The organism is Aeromonas enteropelogenes (assembly GCF_020097295.1).
Taxonomy (GTDB): Bacteria; Pseudomonadota; Gammaproteobacteria; order Enterobacterales; family Aeromonadaceae; genus Aeromonas; species Aeromonas enteropelogenes.
Genome location: NZ_CP083625.1, coordinates 3179787 through 3195781 on the forward strand (window position 1 = coordinate 3179787; position 15995 = coordinate 3195781).

The window sequence follows — 15995 nt, forward strand, 5'->3', positions numbered from 1 at the left end:
GGATGATTGCGGGATACTACATCAATACCGTGTGAGGTAATGAAAAATGGCAGAACTTAACGAACAGTTCCAAAAAGCATGGGAAGGCTTCGCGGCCGGTGAATGGCAGACTTCTGTCAACACCCGTGACTTCATCCAGAAGAACTACACCCCGTATGAAGGTGACGAGTCCTTCCTGGCTGGCGCGACCGAAGCGACCACCAAGCTGTGGGACAAGGTCATGGAAGGCATCAAGATCGAGAACCGCACTCACGCGCCGGTTGATTTTGATACCGACCTGCCCTCCACCATTACCGCACACGATGCAGGTTACATCGATCAGAGCCTGGAGCAGATCGTTGGCCTGCAGACTGACAAGCCGCTGAAGCGCGCCATCATCGCCAACGGCGGTATCAAGATGGTCAAGACTTCTTGCGAAGTGTACGGTCGTCAGCTGGACCCGATGGTCGAGAAGATCTTCACCGAGTACCGCAAGACTCATAACCAGGGCGTGTTTGACGTTTACACCAAAGACATCCTGAACTGCCGCAAGTCCGGCGTCATCACCGGTCTGCCGGATGCCTACGGTCGTGGTCGTATCATCGGTGACTACCGTCGTGTTGCCCTGTACGGTATCGACTTCCTGATGGCCGACAAACTGGCCCAGTTCAAGTCCCTGCAGGAAGATCTGGAAAACGGCGTCAACCTGGAAGCCACCATCCGTCTGCGCGAAGAGATCTCCGAGCAGCACCGTGCTCTGGCCCAGATGAAAGTCATGGCTGCCAAGTATGGTTGCGACATCTCCGTACCGGCCAAGAACGCCAAAGAAGCCGTACAGTGGACCTACTTCGCCTACCTGGCGGCAGTCAAGTCCCAGAACGGTGCAGCCATGTCCTTCGGTCGTACCTCCAGCTTCCTGGACATCTATATCGAACGTGACCTGCAGAAGGGTCTGATCACCGAACAGGAAGCCCAGGAGCTGATGGACCACATGGTCATGAAGCTGCGCATGGTTCGCTTCCTGCGTACTCCGGAATACGATTCACTGTTCTCCGGCGACCCGATGTGGGCCACCGAGACTCTGGCCGGTATGGGCGTTGATGGCCGTACCCTGGTCACCAAGAACAGCTTCCGTATGCTGAACACCCTGTACACCATGGGCCCGTCCCCTGAGCCGAACCTGACCATCCTGTGGTCCGAGAAGCTGCCGGTCGGTTTCAAGAAGTACTGTGCCAAGGTATCCATCGAGACCTCTTCCGTTCAGTACGAGAACGACGATCTGATGCGTCCGGACTTCAACAACGATGACTACGCCATCGCTTGCTGTGTGTCCCCGATGATCGTAGGCAAGCAAATGCAGTTCTTCGGTGCTCGTGCCAACCTGGCCAAGACCATGCTGTACGCCATCAACGGCGGTATGGACGAGAAGATGAAGCTGCAGGTCGGTCCGAAGACCGAGATGATCACCTCCGAGTACCTCGACTACGACGAAGTGATGGATCGTCTGGATCACTTCATGGACTGGCTGGCCAAGCAGTATGTAGCGGCCCTGAACATCATCCACTACATGCACGACAAGTACAGCTACGAAGCCTCTCTGATGGCGCTGCACGATCGTGACGTGTATCGCACCATGGCTTGCGGTATCGCCGGTCTGTCCGTTGCTGCCGACTCCCTGTCTGCCATCAAGTACGCCAAGGTCAAGCCGGTACGTGATGAAGACGGCGTGGCCATCGACTTCGAAATCGAAGGCGAATACCCGCAGTTCGGTAACAACGACGCTCGCGTCGACGACATCGCCTGTGACCTGGTCGAGCGCTTCATGAAGAAAATTCAGAAGCTGAACACCTACCGTGGCGCCGTGGCTACCCAGTCCGTGCTGACCATCACCTCCAACGTGGTGTACGGCAAGAAAACCGGTAACACCCCGGATGGTCGTCGCGCCGGTGCGCCGTTCGGCCCGGGTGCCAACCCGATGCATGGTCGTGACCAGAAGGGTGCGGTTGCCTCTCTGACTTCCGTTGCCAAGCTGCCGTTTGCTTACGCCAAAGATGGTATCTCCTATACCTTCTCCATCGTACCGAACGCACTGGGTAAAGACATGGAAGCCCAGAAAGCCAACCTGGCTGGTCTGATGGACGGTTATTTCCACCACGAAGCCAACGTAGAGGGTGGTCAGCACCTGAACGTGAACGTGATGAACCGTGAAATGCTGCTGGACGCCATGGAAAACCCGGAGAAATATCCGCAGTTGACCATCCGCGTATCCGGTTATGCCGTTCGCTTCAACTCTTTGACCAAAGAGCAACAGCAAGACGTCATCACCCGTACCTTCACCGCTTCTCTGTAATCGAGAACACGTGATTAAAAACCGGCGCCCAGGTGCCGGTTTTTTTATGCTTGCCATTCAGGGGCAGAGGCAGAGGCAGAGGCAGAGGCAGAAAATCCTCCCGCCCCCTGCCTCTGCCTCTTACCGTTACCGCTATCTCAGGCGCTGACAAAGGGATGGGTGAGAGTGGCAGGAAAGAAGGGGCGATTCAGAGGGTATGGTTGACGAAACACGGGAGAGATCAAAAAGGGCTGCGTGGGCAGCCCTTGGTCTAGCTTGATGTATGGCGCTATGCCTTGGGCTCAGCTTGCCCAGGTGATGATATGGTCGGCCCACTCGCCGGCATCGACCTCATGGATGACTTTGCCCCGTACCGATTGTCCGGCCTGGTGCATGGCAGAGCGGTTGCCGGTGATAAGGGGATGCCAGGCCGGCAGGGGATTGCCTTCTGCCAGTAGACGATAGGCGCAGGTCGATGGCAGCCAGTCATACTCGGCGATTTTGTCATGAGTGATCTGCAGGCAGTCAGGCTCTTTTTTGAAGCGATTCAGGTAGTCAGAACACTGGCAGGTCTTGGTGTTGAGCAGGTTGCAAGCGACATTGGTGAATACCAGCTCTTCGGTGTCTTCATCGATAAGCTTGTTGAGGCAGCACTTGCCACAGCCGTCACAGAGGGATTCCCATTCTGACTCGGTCATCTGTTGCAGACTCTTGGTCTGCCAAAAAGGGGCTTGCATCATACTGCTCACTTAATACACCTGATAAAACGCGTGGTTATACCTCTTGTTACCTCACATTTCAAGGATGACGGCCCATTGCCAGTGGCATGTGTTTTCCAAGGGCAATGGCTGGCTCAAAATAACCTTGCTCTGATCCGCAAGTTGTTATCATCGGGCCCCATCTCCATCCTTACTGCTTCCATCATTTATGGCGATGACCTATCTCTTTGGCCGAGTCTCGCCATAGTCGGTTTTTGTCAGTGATTGAGGTAGATATCCTGTTCTGCATAGGCGACCTGTGGCTTGGCTGCTCTTGGCGTCACGTCGCCCAAATAACGGATGAATACGCCAGATTGCTGTTCCAGCCGTTGCAATTTGGCGTGATCCAGTTCGATCGTTTCGGGTAACCAGGTGAACACGGCAGCACAATGGCCAGAACCGAGGCTGCGCTCCAGCGTCTGCTGCCAGTTCTTGATCTTGGTGCTGTGCACAATCAAGACCCTGGCTGGATCAAGTCCCTGTTCCTGCAGATGGAGAGAAGCAGGGCGGCCTGGCGGGGCGATCAGCAGGATCCATCCCTTGGTAGGAATTGACTGCGTACCCAGTTCTTTGTGCAGCGGTTCATCAGACAAGAAAGACGCGCGAGCGTGAGTCGGTCCCGCTTTGCAAGCCGTTCTGGTTGGCCAGGGATTGCTCATGGTACGGGTCATTCCATAGAGAGGTGAGTGCTGGGGCTGGTTCATCTACGCATCCTGTATAAAAACTCAAGCTGTATGTGCATACAGTAGTTCTGTCCTGTGACTCTGACAAGGCATTTTTGCCAAAAAATGTGATGCCCTTGGCAGGATGGGAGAAAAAGATACTGATTTATCAGGAAAATTTTTTTAAAAGCAGTGGTCGTTTTTTATTCGATGGACAAATGGAATGGAACCGCCCATGGTTATACAGGGTTAATGCAGGGGAGGTGACGTCATGGATATCAGTACTTTGCAGCGTCTGGATGCCAACATCTTGTTGGGCATCATCAACGAAAAGCTGAGACTGGAGTGTGACGGGCTGGAAGAGTTGCTGGCTTATTACGACATGAGTGAGGAGCAACTGGCGAACAGGTTGGGCCAGATTGGGTATCACTATGATCCCTTGACCAACCAGTTCAAGGCTCATCCCTGAACAATGGGGGATATCGTGTTGGCTTCATATTACATTTTGGCGCATTGAAATCGCTTTCAATGCGCCATTTCATGGCTTATTTTCAAGGATTTTCAAGACTTGGCAACCTCTGAAAACCTATTCATATTTCATTATTTTTACGATTGCATTAACTTATTGATTTTTATGGTTTTGATTGATTTTTAAAAGAATTTTAAGGAAAGGGTTTTCATACTTTTATTGCGTTTCCCGTGGGGTAAAGTGTGACTTGCGTTAACTTTTAATTCAGCTGCTTTCGTTAGTATTCTCACGCCGGTAAATATTTGAGATAACAACAGCGCCGGACCCGTTAACCGGGATAACAATTTTATTTGTAACGAAGGAATATGGTTTATGGCTACCAAGAAGAAGACAGACCAGGATCTCCAACTGGATAAAGATCAGCTCAAGGCGAGTATCGTGCGTCACCTGCGTTCTACCTTGGGTACAAGCGAACAGAAAGCCTCTCCCGAAGCGTGGTGGAAAGCCACCGCTGCGGCCGTCAACGAACAGGTGTACGAGCGCCTGACCCGCACTCAGCAGACTCACTTCAAGAAAGACACTCGTGCGATTCACTATCTCTCTGCTGAATTCCTGATGGGGCGTTTGACCTCCAACAACCTGCATAACCTCTCCCTGTACAAGATCTGCGAAGAAGCGCTTGGCGAGCTGGGTCTGGAACTGACCGATCTCTGCGAGCAAGAGCCGGATATGGCCCTTGGCAATGGCGGCCTGGGTCGACTGGCTGCCTGCTTCATCGATTCGCTGGCGACCCTCAACTATCCGGCCGTTGGTTACGGCATTCACTATGAACACGGCCTGTTTCGGCAGGAGATCCAGGATGGTCGCCAGATTGAGCGTCCGGACTCCTGGCGCGAATATGGCAACCCTTGGGAGATCTGCCGCCCGGAATCGGTGCAGGAGATCCCGCTCTACGGCTACGTGGAAACCGTGTTTGGTGACAAGGGCGGCCTGAAGAAGGTGTGGCACGCCGGTCGCAAGATCAAAGGGGTGCCCTGGGATATTCCGGTGGTTGGCTTCGGCGGCCACACCGTCAACATCCTGCGTTTGTGGGAGTCCCGTGCTTCCGAGTTCTTCGACTGGGACGTGTTCAACGCCGGTGGTTACATCGACTCCCAGGCTGAGAAAGCCCAGGCTGAGACCATCTCCAAGGTGCTCTATCCAAACGATGATACGGATGCAGGCAAGGAGCTGCGTCTGATCCAGCAGTACTTCTTCTGCGCCTGTTCCATCAAGGACATCATGCGCCGCTACAAGCGGGTGCACGGCAGCGACTTTGACAACTTTGCCACCCAGATTGCCATTCAGCTCAACGATACCCACCCCACCGTGGCGATCCCCGAGCTGATGCGGGTGCTGGTGGATGAAGAGGGGATGGACTGGAATGCGGCCTGGGATATCAGTTATCAGGTCTTCTCCTACACCAACCACACTTTGCTGCCGGAGGCGCTGGAGAAGTGGTCTGTCAGCCTGTTCGAGAAGGTGCTGCCGCGCCATCTGGAGATCATCTATGAAATCAACGCCCGCTTCCTGAATGATCTGGTCGAGCCCAAGTGGCCGGGCAACGATGCCATCAAGGCCAAACTATCCATCATTGAAGAGGGGACTGTGCGCAAGGTGCGGATGGGCAACCTGTGCGTGATTGGCTCTTCCAAGGTCAATGGCGTGGCCGAGATCCACTCCAAACTGGTGAAGGAAGATCTCTTCCCCGAGTATGCCGAGTTGTGGCCCGAGAAGATGTGCAACGTCACCAACGGTGTGACCCCGCGCCGCTGGTTGCTGGCCTGCAACCCGGAACTGGCCGAACTCTACAACGAGGTGGTTGGCAAAGAGTGGCCGCTGCAGCTCGACAAACTGCGCAGCGTGGTGAAGTTTGCTGACGACAAGGCCTTCCAGAAGCAGTTCATGACCATCAAGCGTCACAACAAGGAGAAGCTGGTCAAGGTTATCAAGGCGGAAACCGGCATCGACGTCAGTGCCGAGGCGATCTTCGACGTCCAGATCAAGCGTCTGCATGAATACAAGCGCCAGCAGCTGAACCTTATCCACATCATGGCGCTCTACCGTCGTCTGCTGGCGAACCCGGACTACGACATGCACCCGCGGGTATTCATCTTTGGCTCCAAGGCGGCACCTGGCTACAAGTTGGCCAAAGACATCATCTATGCCATCAACAAGTTGGCGGAGCGGGTTAACAACGATGTGCGCATTCAGGGCAAGCTTAAGGTGGTGTTCATGCCGAACTACCGCGTGAGCCTGGCCGAGAAGCTGATCCCGGCGGCGGATGTCTCCGAGCAGATCTCCACCGCAGGTTACGAGGCATCCGGTACCGGCAACATGAAGATGGCATTGAATGGCGCCATCACCATCGGCACCCTGGATGGGGCCAACATCGAGATCGCCGAAGAGGCCGGTGCCGAAAACTGCGCCATCTTCGGTTTGAACGTGGACGAGGTGAAGTCACTGAAGGGGCGCGGTTACAACCCCTATGACTTCTACTATGCCAACTCCGAGCTCAAAGCCGTGCTTGACTGGTTCGATACCGACTACTTCACGCCGGGTCGCCCGGGGGAACTCTCCTCCATCAAGCGTTCCCTGCTGGAAGGGGGCGATCCCTACCTGACCCTGGCAGATTTTGCCTCCTATTCGGAAGCGCACAAGCTCATCGATACCTGGTATCGGGATCCGGCGCTGTGGGCGAAGAAGGCGATCATCAACTCGGCTACCATGGGCAAGTTCAACTCCGATCGCTCCATCCAGGACTATGTGGATCGGATCTGGAACCTGAAGCCCTGCAACATCGGCTGACAAGAAAGCAAACCCAAACCCCCGCCATGCGGGGGTTTTTTATTGGGCGTGGGCGACTTTGGTTGGTGCGAACACGGGAGAAAGGCCAACTGCTCAACTGTCACCTCCAGCGTGCGGTTCTGGTATTTGAGTGCGAGTGACGTCCGATGACGGGGCTGAGAACGGGAGAAAAAGGTGCGCACTCCAGGAGCGTCGGCAGGCAAGAGAGGCAATAAAAAAGGCCCCGTCAGGGGCCTTGGCATACATGGGTTAACTCAATGGAGTATGTCGCCCATGAAGTAGGCAAGCATGGTCAGGATGACAGTGAAGACCAGGTTCAGCACCAGGCCTGCTCGCATCATTTCACGCTGCTGGATGTGGCCGCTGGCAAAGACGATGGCGTTGGGCGGCGTGGCGACAGGCAGCATGAAGGCACAAGAGGCACCGACGGCGATCAGCACGGAGACGACGATGGGCGACACCCCCAATGCTTCCGCAACGCCGGCAAACAGGGGCACCAGCAGGGCGGCGGTGGCAGTGTTGGACACCAGCTCGGTCAGGAACACCACGAAGGCGGTCAGGCACAGCAGGATGACGAAGATCGGCATGGCGGCGAGACCGTTGGAGAGGTGCTCCGCCAGGAAGGCGTTGGCGCCGGTCTGCTTCAGGATGGCGCTTAAGGTCAGGCCACCACCAAACAGCATCAGCACACCCCAGTCGGTGTTCTGGTTGATGTCATCCCAGCTGGCCACCCGGCTGATGGCAATAGCCAGGATGGCGCCCATGGCGATCAGGGTGTCGAACTGGGGAATGCCTCCCAACGCCTTGGCGATGGGTTGTGAGCCAATCCACAGCAGGACTGTAGTCAGGAAGATGCACAGGGTCACCTTGCGCTGTCCGGTCCACTTGATGGTCACCTGTTCGGTGCTGACCTGATGGGAGAGATTGGGGCGCGTCACCAGATAGAGCAGGCCGATGCCCACCGGCATGAAGATGATGACCACCGGGATGCCGAATCTCATCCAGTCAGTAAAGCCAAGACCCATCTGGGCTGCAGCGATGGCATTAGGGGGGCTGCCGACCAGGGTGCCGATCCCGCCGATGCTGGCGCTGTAGGCGACGCCCAGCAGGACGAAGACCAGGGTGCGGCGATCCTTGTGAATGTCGAGGCCTTTTAGCATACCGAGGGCCAGCGGCATCATCATGGCGGCGGTGGCTGTGTTGCTGATCCACATGGAGAGGGCCGCCGTGATGGTGAAGAGTACCATGGAGGCCCAGCCCAGATGTCCCTTGGCGAGCTGCATCACCTTGGCGGCGATCTGGGTGTCCAGCCCCTGTTTGGAGAGGGCTGCTGCCAGGGCAAAGCCCCCGAAGAAGAGGAACAGGACGGGGTTGGCGAAGTCCGTCAGGGACTTGCTCATGTCAAACACCCCGAGCAGGGTGGCGAGTACAGGAATGGACAAGGCCGTGATGGTGATATTCACCGCTTCGGTCAGCCAGAGGATGGCGATGAAGATCAGGATGGCGAGGCCCTTGTTGACCATGGGGTCAAACGGGAGCCAGGCCAGCATGGCACAAAGCAGCAGGACATCCAGGATCACGATCCCTGATTTGATGTCCAGCCAGCGTGATGGCACTGAGGGTACAGCAGATGTGTGCATAGCATTCTCTCGGTTAATTTATGGTTGTTGTTGTGTTGCCGAGATTACATTCATTCACCTGTTTGAAACAGTGGGGTGTGCTGGAAATCTGCCTCTATTCACAAATTACGGACATGAAAACAAAGCTTAAAACAAATAAAAAACCATGGCGCAACATTAATTAAACATCTTGAAACTGTTCCAGCCACTGTTTGAACATGCTTTTTGGCAATGAGCCATTGATCTGGGCCAGGACCTTTCCTTGCCTGAATACCATCAGGGTGGGAATGCTGCGAATGGCGTAGCGTGCGGCCAGGGTAGCCTGTTGTTCGGTATCCACCTTGACGAACCGCAAACCCGGTTCAAATTCGTGCGCCACATCGTGGAAGACGGGGGCAAATTGTTGGCAGGGGCCGCACCAGCTGGCCCAAAAATCGACAACCACCGGGATATCGGACTGGATCAGGGTATCAAACTGCGCCTCTTGTCCGATGCAGGGGGTCTGGCTGAACAGGGGAGACTTGCAGTGACCACAGTTGGCAGACAGGCTGAGCCGGTCTTGAGGCAGGCGGTTTCGTTTAAAGCAGTGACTACAATAAGTAGTGATAAATGACATAATAAGCTCCGGTGTGCTCGATGCTGCGCGAAATATTGTCACCAGTTCAGGGACATATAACGGTAACATGGTGACTGGCCGGTGTGGATCATTCACTTCGGGATAAAAGTGACAACGGCCGTATCTGCGACCTTGAAATGAGAGACGGGATGAATAAAGGATCACGGAAGAACCGTGTTGTGCTGGGGCTGATTGTTGCCTTGTTGCTCGCCTTTTCCGGCTACTGCTGGCAGTTGCTCAGCTGGCAGCAGCAGGCTCAGGAGCTGAATACGGCGGCCGAGGTGGTACTCAACCGCATCAATTCGGATACCGTTTATCTGCTGGGGCGGGAAAAGGCCAACGATGAAAGTGTCCAACAGCGGCTTGGCCAGCTCTCTTTCACCCTCGATGGGTTCGCGCGCAAGGTGCGCAGCGATCCGGACAAGACCCACGCCCACCTCGCCAAGGCGCTGTTGCAGGATATGGACTCCTATCTGATGCAACTGGCCCGATTGCATGCCATGGAGATGTCCATCAGGTACATGGCGCAGCCGTTTGAACGCCAGTTGCAAAAAGTGCGTGAGCTCGGTGCGACCGACAGCCTATTGCAGCGGGATGTGCATGAGCTTGCGCAATTGAACGGTTATCTGCAACACAGCTGGGATCAGAACGAGCAGCAACAATTGCTCGCTTTGCAGCAGCAGCTCGCCTCCCGCTATCACAACCGCCCCGAGGTCATGAATCTGCTCGAACTCAGTGAAGAGATGGCCCGTCAGGTGGTGGGCTATCACTCGCTGCGTTACCAGTTGATCGACATGCATGTGAGCGACAGCCTGGTGCGCTGGAAACAGGGCAAGCTGGAGCGGGCCTCTGCGCTGATGAGCCACTTTTATTTGATGGTGCTGTTGGGGGCGCTCATCTGCTTTGGACTGGTGGCTGCAACCTTGTGGCGCCGCAACCAGAAGCTGAGCGAGCTATCACGCCAGACCGGGTTGCTGGCACAGGCCAAGAGCGATTTTCTGGCCAACATGAGCCATGAGATCCGCACCCCCATGAACGCCATCATCGGCTTCAGTTCATTGGCATTGCAGACCGAGCTGGATCAGCAGCAGCGGGATTACCTCGGCAAGATAAAATCCTCCTCCGATACCCTGTTGCTCCTTATCAACGACATCCTCGATCTGACCAAGGTGGAGTCCGGCAAGCTGACGCTGGAGGAGATCGATTTCGACCTGAGCGAGCAGCTCGACTCGCTGGCGGGCATGTTTGCCGATCTGGCCGAACGCAAGCATATCGAGGTGATCATTCGCAAATCCCCCGAGGTACCGCTCTTCTTGCGTGGCGATCCCCTGCGTCTGGGCCAGGTGCTGGTCAATCTGGTCAACAACGCCATCAAGTTTACCGAGCGTGGCGAAGTCGAAGTCTCCATCGAACTGGCCAACTTGCATCCGATGCGGATCCGTTTCAGTGTGCGGGATACCGGGATTGGTATCGCCGAAGAGAAACAGGGCCAGTTGTTCCAGGCCTTTACCCAGCTGGAGGCGGGCAATACCCGCAAATATGGTGGCTCGGGACTGGGTCTGAATATCTCCCAGCGCCTGGTCGAGCTGATGGGGGGGCGGATCACGGTGCAGAGCAAACCGGGCGTGGGTTCCCTGTTCCAGTTCGAGATCCCCATGGCCCAGGCCATGTACGGCGTTGCCGGCCACAGAGTCTTCTTCGAGAACCAGCCGCTGGTGATGGTGATGGATGACAACGAGCTGGTGCTGGAGCTGGCCAGGGATATTCTGAGCCGCGCCGGCATGCGTGTGCTGGCGGTCAACACCCTTTCCCGTGCCCGCCAGGTGCTACGCGAAGAGGGGCCGAGTCTGCGACTCGCCATCCTCGACTGGCGCATGGGGCAGGAGGATGGTCTGGATCTGGCGCTTGAGATGTCCCAGCATCCCCAGTGGCGTCAGATTCCCATCCTGATGATCAGTGCCTGGGCCAGGGAGGGACTGCATGCCCGAATGGAGGGACTGGGGCTGACCCACTTCCTGGCCAAGCCGATGACCGAAAATGCCTTGCTGGCCAAGGTGGATGAGCTGCTCAACGGCAGTGCCTACGATCACCATATCCGTCAGGCCGAGGCGCAGGGGGAACAGCAGTACTTCAAATCCCTGCTGCAGGGGATCCGTGTCTTGCTGGCCGAGGACAACAGGGTCAACCAGCAACTCATCATCGAATATCTGCGCCGGGTCGAGGCCGTGGTGACCGTGGTCAACAATGGTCGGGAAGCGGTGGAACGGGTCTCCGAGCAACCCTTTGACGTCATCCTGATGGATTTGCAGATGCCGGTGCTCGACGGACTGGATGCGACCCGCCAGATCCGCAAGATGGTCGACAAGCATGACGTTCCCATCATAGCCCTGACCGCCAGTGCCATGCCCGGTGACAAGGAGCGTTGTCTCGGGGTCGGGATGAATGGTTATGTGACCAAGCCGGTGAGCAAGCTGGATCTTTACAACAACCTGCTGCAATGGGTGAAACGCCAGGGGAGCGAGCAGAGTGGCCTGCTCGAGGTCAAACCGCCGGACATGATGGGGATCCTCGATCTGCAGGACGCGCTCAAGCGACTGGATCAGGACAAGGAGGCGTTGCAGATCCTGTTCAAGCTGTTCATGTCGGAACACAAGGACGACCTGTGGGAGATCCGCTCTGCCCTGCGTCGGCAGCAGCCCGAGATCGCCAGCAAGTTGCTGCACACACTCAAGGGAGTCTCTGCCAATATTTCGGCATCTCGCTTGCAGATGGTGGCAGGAGAGCTGGAGTGGCGGCTGCGGCAAAACGAAGTGCTGGAGGATGTGGATCTGGAGCAGTTGCAGGCTGTCTTCAGCCAGACGCGGGAAGAGGTATCCCACTTTCTGCTCACGGGCGAACAGCATGAAAATTCGTATGGTGCCTATACCCTGGCAGATGATCGCATGTCTCAGGGGATCAAATAGTAATTATTCTCAACCCTCCCGGTTCGGGATATGATTAGCCTTCATTCGAGTCGCCTCCAGCCGGAGGCGGCTGTTTCCTTTCTTCCTATTTCGAGGCATCCCCATCGCTGCCCAGACGGGCGGGCTGGTGGACGCCAAAGGTCGGTGGTGTGAGCGTATTTCTACGATTGGGCTGGTTTTTCAAGGAGCAGTGGCGGCGGTATCTGATCGCCATCATCCTGTTGATGATGGTCGCCATACTGACGGTGATCCCCCCCAAGGTGGTTGGTTGGGTCGTGGATGGTATCGCCAAGGGGGGCCTGGATAATGATACCCTGTTGCGTTACCTGGCCGGACTGTTTGGTCTTGGGCTGCTTATCTATCTGCTTCGTTACGTGTGGCGGGTGATGTTGTTTGGTGCCTCCTACCGGCTGGCCTATGTGCTGCGCAATCGCCTGTTTGGCCACTTCACCCGCATGAGCCCCGATTTTTACCAGCGTCACCGTATCGGTGATCTGATGGCTCATGCTACCAACGACATCCAGGCGGTGGAGATGACCGCCGGAGAGGGGGTGCTGACCCTGGTGGACTCCATGATCGTCGGCATCCTGGTGCTCTCCATCATGTGCAGCCAGTACTCCTGGCAGTTGACCCTGCTCTCCTTGTTGCCGCTGCCTGTGATGGCGTTTTTCATGAACCGTTTTGGCAAGCAGATCTACAAGGAGTTCAAGGCGGCGCAGGGGGCCTTCTCCCGACTCAACAACAAGACCCAGGAGGCCCTCTCGGGTGTCCGGGTGCTCAAATCCTATGCGGTGGAATCCCTGGAGGATCAGGGGTTTGCCGAGCTGACCCGTCAGGCGGGGGAGCGCAACATGGCGGTGGCACGCATCGATGCCAAATTCGATCCCGTCATCTATCTGTGTATCGGCTGCTCCTACTTCCTCGCGGTGGCGGGGGGCAGCGCCCTGGTGCTTCGCGATGAACTGACCCTGGGGGAGCTCACCAGCTTCACCATGTATCTTGGCCAGCTGATCTGGCCCATGTTTGCCATCGCCTGGCTGTTCAACATCATAGAGCGGGGCAGCGCCGCCTATTCGCGTATCGAGAGTCTGCTTGCCGAGCGCAGCGACATCGAGGACCCAGCGCAGCCACAGGCGCTAACCAGTGCGTTTCCGCTCAGTGCATGCGGGGTGGGCTACCGGCTGGAGCAGCGCGACCTGTTGCAGGATATCGATTTTACCTTGCAGCGGGGCGGCATGCTTGGCGTGGTGGGGCGCACCGGCGCGGGCAAGAGCTCGCTGCTCAAGCTCTTGATGCGCCTGGCCAACCCCAGTGCGGGGGAACTTACCATGGGGGGCGTACCCGTCGAGCGGCTGGCGCTTGGCGAGCTGCGCCGCCAGTTTGCCTATGTGCCGCAGGAGCCATTCCTGTTTTCCACCACCATCGCCGCCAACATTGCCCTCGGCAGGCCCGATGCCAGCCAGGAGGAGATAGAGCGGGTGGCCTGTATCGCCTGCGTTCACGATGATATCGTCCGCTTCCCCAAGGGATACGAAACCGAGGTGGGGGAGAAGGGGGTGACCCTCTCCGGCGGTCAGAAGCAGCGGCTCGCCATTGCCCGGGCCCTGCTGCTGGAGGCGCCCATTCTGGTGCTGGATGATGCCTTGTCTGCGGTGGATGCCCATACCGAACAGCAGATCCTGCACGCCCTCAAGGCTCATCGCCGCACCCTGATCCTGGTCAGCCACCGGATGACGGCGGTGGAGCAGGCCGACGAGGTCCTGGTGCTGGATCAGGGCCATGTCAGCGAGCGGGGCCGCCACGGTACCCTGATGGCCCACAATGGCTGGTATGCGGATATGGTCCGTTACCAGCGCCTCGAACAAGACGTGGAGGAGAGCCTGTGAACCCGGCTATTGAACGGCTAATGAATGACTTGTTGCGCCCGTCTTGCGCCCCTGAAACACGCAGTGGGGAGTGTTTGTGAATCCAACGATTAAACGCCTGCTGGCTTATTGCGCCCGTTATCCAGCCTGGCTGACCCAGGCGGGCATCTGCCTGCTGCTGGCCACCGGTGCCGAGGTGGCTGGCCCTCTGCTTATCAAGCTCTTTATCGACGACTATCTGGCGCCGCGCCGGCTGGAGTGGGGCATGATCGCCGCCATTGCGGCGGGCTACCTCGGCCTGCAGGTGGTGTCGGCTGCTGGTTTCTATCTGCAATCCCTGCGCTTCAACCGCATCGCCCAGGCGGTGGTACAGACTCTTCGTGAGCAGGTATTCGCCACCGCCATCCGTCTGCCTGCCAGCTACTTTGACAAGCATCGCTCCGGCTCGCTTATCTCCCGCATCACCAACGACACCGAGGCGATCATGAACCTCTATGTACAGGTGATTGGTCTCTTGGTGCAGAAGGTGGTGCTCCTGTGCGGCATCCTCATCTCGATGGCGCTGCTGGATCTGCGCCTGATGCTGGTGTGCGCCATGTTGCTGCCGGCGGTGGCCGGGGTGATGTGGCTTTATCAACGCTTGAGCGTGCCCGTGGTGCGGGCTACTCGCAGCCTGCTCTCCGATATCAACAGCCGCCTCAACGAATCCTTGCAGGGGATGCCGGTCATTCAGGCCATGGTGCAGGAGCGCCACTTCGCCAATGTCTTTGCCGGGGTCAACCAGGAGCACTGGGCCGCCAGGCTCAAGAGCCTCAAGATCAACGGCATCCTGTTGCGCCCGCTCATCGATCTCTTCTACATGATGGTGCTGATCGGCCTGCTGGCGCTGTTTGCTCATGAAGGGTTGAGCGCGGGGGGCGCCATCCAGGTGGGGGTGCTCTACGCCTTTATCAGCTATCTGGGGCGGATGATCGAGCCCCTCATCGAGATGACCAACCAGCTCAACCAATTGCAACAGGCTATGGTGGCCGGGGAGCGGGTTTTTGCCCTGCTCGATGAAGAGCGCGAGAGCACGGCTGGTGATCCTGTGGCCTTGCAGGGACGGGGCAGTTTCGAACGAGTGAGCTTCTCCTACGACGGTGAGCAGCAGGTGCTGCATGAGGTGAGCTTTGCCGCTCGTCCCGGCCAGATGCTGGCGCTGGTGGGTCACACCGGCAGCGGCAAGTCCACCATCATCAGCCTGCTGATGGGCTTCTATCCGCTGGATCAGGGCACCATTCGCTTCGATGATCACCCCATGGAGAGCCTGTCACTCTCGGCGGTGCGTCGCAGCATAGGGCTGGTGCAGCAGGATCCCTTTATCTTCGTTGGGACTCTGGCAGAAAACCTGCGCCTCGGGCGCGACGGCATTGATGATGAGCGGCTCTGGCAGGCGCTGCGCGACGTGCAGCTCGCTGATTTTGTCAAGCGTCTGCCTGCGGGGCTCGAGACCCTGATGGAGGAGGGGGGCAAGAACCTCTCCGCCGGTCAGCGCCAGTTGCTTTCGTTTGCCCGTGCTCTGGTGGGGGATCCGCGCATCCTCATCCTGGACGAGGCGACCGCCAGCGTGGACTCCCAGACCGAGCTGGCGCTTTCCCAGGCGCTCTCGGCGGCGCGCCGTGGCCGCACCACCATCGCCATCGCCCACCGCCTCTCCACCGTCGTCGATGCGGACGAGATCCTGCTGCTCTCTCGCGGTCAGGTGAGCGAACGGGGCACCCATGGCGAGTTGATGGCGCTTGGGGGGCACTATGCCCAGCTGTTCGAGATGCAGAGCCAGGGGGCCTGGCTCGAGGAGAAGCGGGCCTGAGGCCTATTGCAAGCAGTGAAAACGACATCACCGGCCCTG

The 15995-nt window shown here is 57.4% G+C and carries 10 protein-coding genes; 6 read left to right on the forward strand and 4 right to left on the reverse strand.

From position 1 onward, the window contains the following. Nucleotides 1-46 precede the first annotated feature (46 nt). Complete coding sequence (gene pflB / locus LA321_RS14870; protein WP_026456125.1) at nt 47-2329, forward strand: formate C-acetyltransferase; 2283 nt, start codon at nt 47-49, stop codon at nt 2327-2329. Nucleotides 2330-2610: 281 nt separating this feature from the next. Here the strand turns inward: pflB and LA321_RS14875 are convergent, their stop codons facing one another. Next, the gene (locus tag LA321_RS14875) at nt 2611-3045 is read right to left on the reverse strand and encodes a YcgN family cysteine cluster protein (RefSeq protein WP_026456126.1); all 435 of its coding nucleotides are present in this window, start codon (nt 3043-3045) and stop codon (nt 2611-2613) included. 239 nt (nt 3046-3284) lie between these two features. Further along, nucleotides 3285-3770, reverse strand: a complete 486-nt coding sequence (locus LA321_RS14880) for a cell division inhibitor (RefSeq protein ID WP_026456127.1) — start codon at nt 3768-3770, stop codon at nt 3285-3287. Between the two features lie 229 nt (nt 3771-3999). Here LA321_RS14880 and LA321_RS14885 point away from each other — a divergent pair, with 229 nt between their 5' ends. Further along, the gene (locus LA321_RS14885; protein ID WP_026456128.1) at nt 4000-4197 is read left to right on the forward strand and encodes a DUF4250 domain-containing protein; all 198 of its coding nucleotides are present in this window, start codon (nt 4000-4002) and stop codon (nt 4195-4197) included. A gap of 372 nt (nt 4198-4569) precedes the next feature. Further along, complete coding sequence (locus tag LA321_RS14890; protein WP_042071586.1) at nt 4570-7044, forward strand: glycogen/starch/alpha-glucan phosphorylase; 2475 nt, start codon at nt 4570-4572, stop codon at nt 7042-7044. Between the two features lie 254 nt (nt 7045-7298). Here the strand turns inward: LA321_RS14890 and LA321_RS14895 are convergent, their stop codons facing one another. Further along, nucleotides 7299-8684, reverse strand: coding sequence for an SLC13 family permease (locus LA321_RS14895; protein WP_042071584.1), 1386 nt, complete (start codon nt 8682-8684; stop codon nt 7299-7301). 160 nt (nt 8685-8844) lie between these two features. After that, entirely contained in the window at nt 8845-9279 is a 435-nt protein-coding gene (gene trxC, locus LA321_RS14900; protein ID WP_026456130.1) for a thioredoxin TrxC, read from the reverse strand. 149 nt (nt 9280-9428) lie between these two features. Between trxC and LA321_RS14905 the strand changes: the two genes are divergently transcribed. From LA321_RS14905 to LA321_RS14915, 3 genes are all read left to right on the forward strand, one after another. Then, nucleotides 9429-12242 (forward strand): hybrid sensor histidine kinase/response regulator, encoded by a 2814-nt coding sequence (locus LA321_RS14905; protein WP_042071581.1) that lies wholly within the window; start codon nt 9429-9431, stop codon nt 12240-12242. 149 nt (nt 12243-12391) lie between these two features. After that, nucleotides 12392-14128: an ABC transporter transmembrane domain-containing protein gene (locus LA321_RS14910; protein ID WP_042071579.1), complete on the forward strand. Its 1737-nt coding sequence runs from the start codon at nt 12392-12394 to the stop codon at nt 14126-14128. 76 nt (nt 14129-14204) lie between these two features. Further along, on the forward strand, nt 14205-15956 hold the full coding sequence (locus LA321_RS14915; RefSeq protein ID WP_042071576.1) for an ABC transporter transmembrane domain-containing protein: 1752 nt from the start codon (nt 14205-14207) through the stop codon (nt 15954-15956). The last annotated feature ends 39 nt before the right edge of the window (nt 15957-15995 follow it).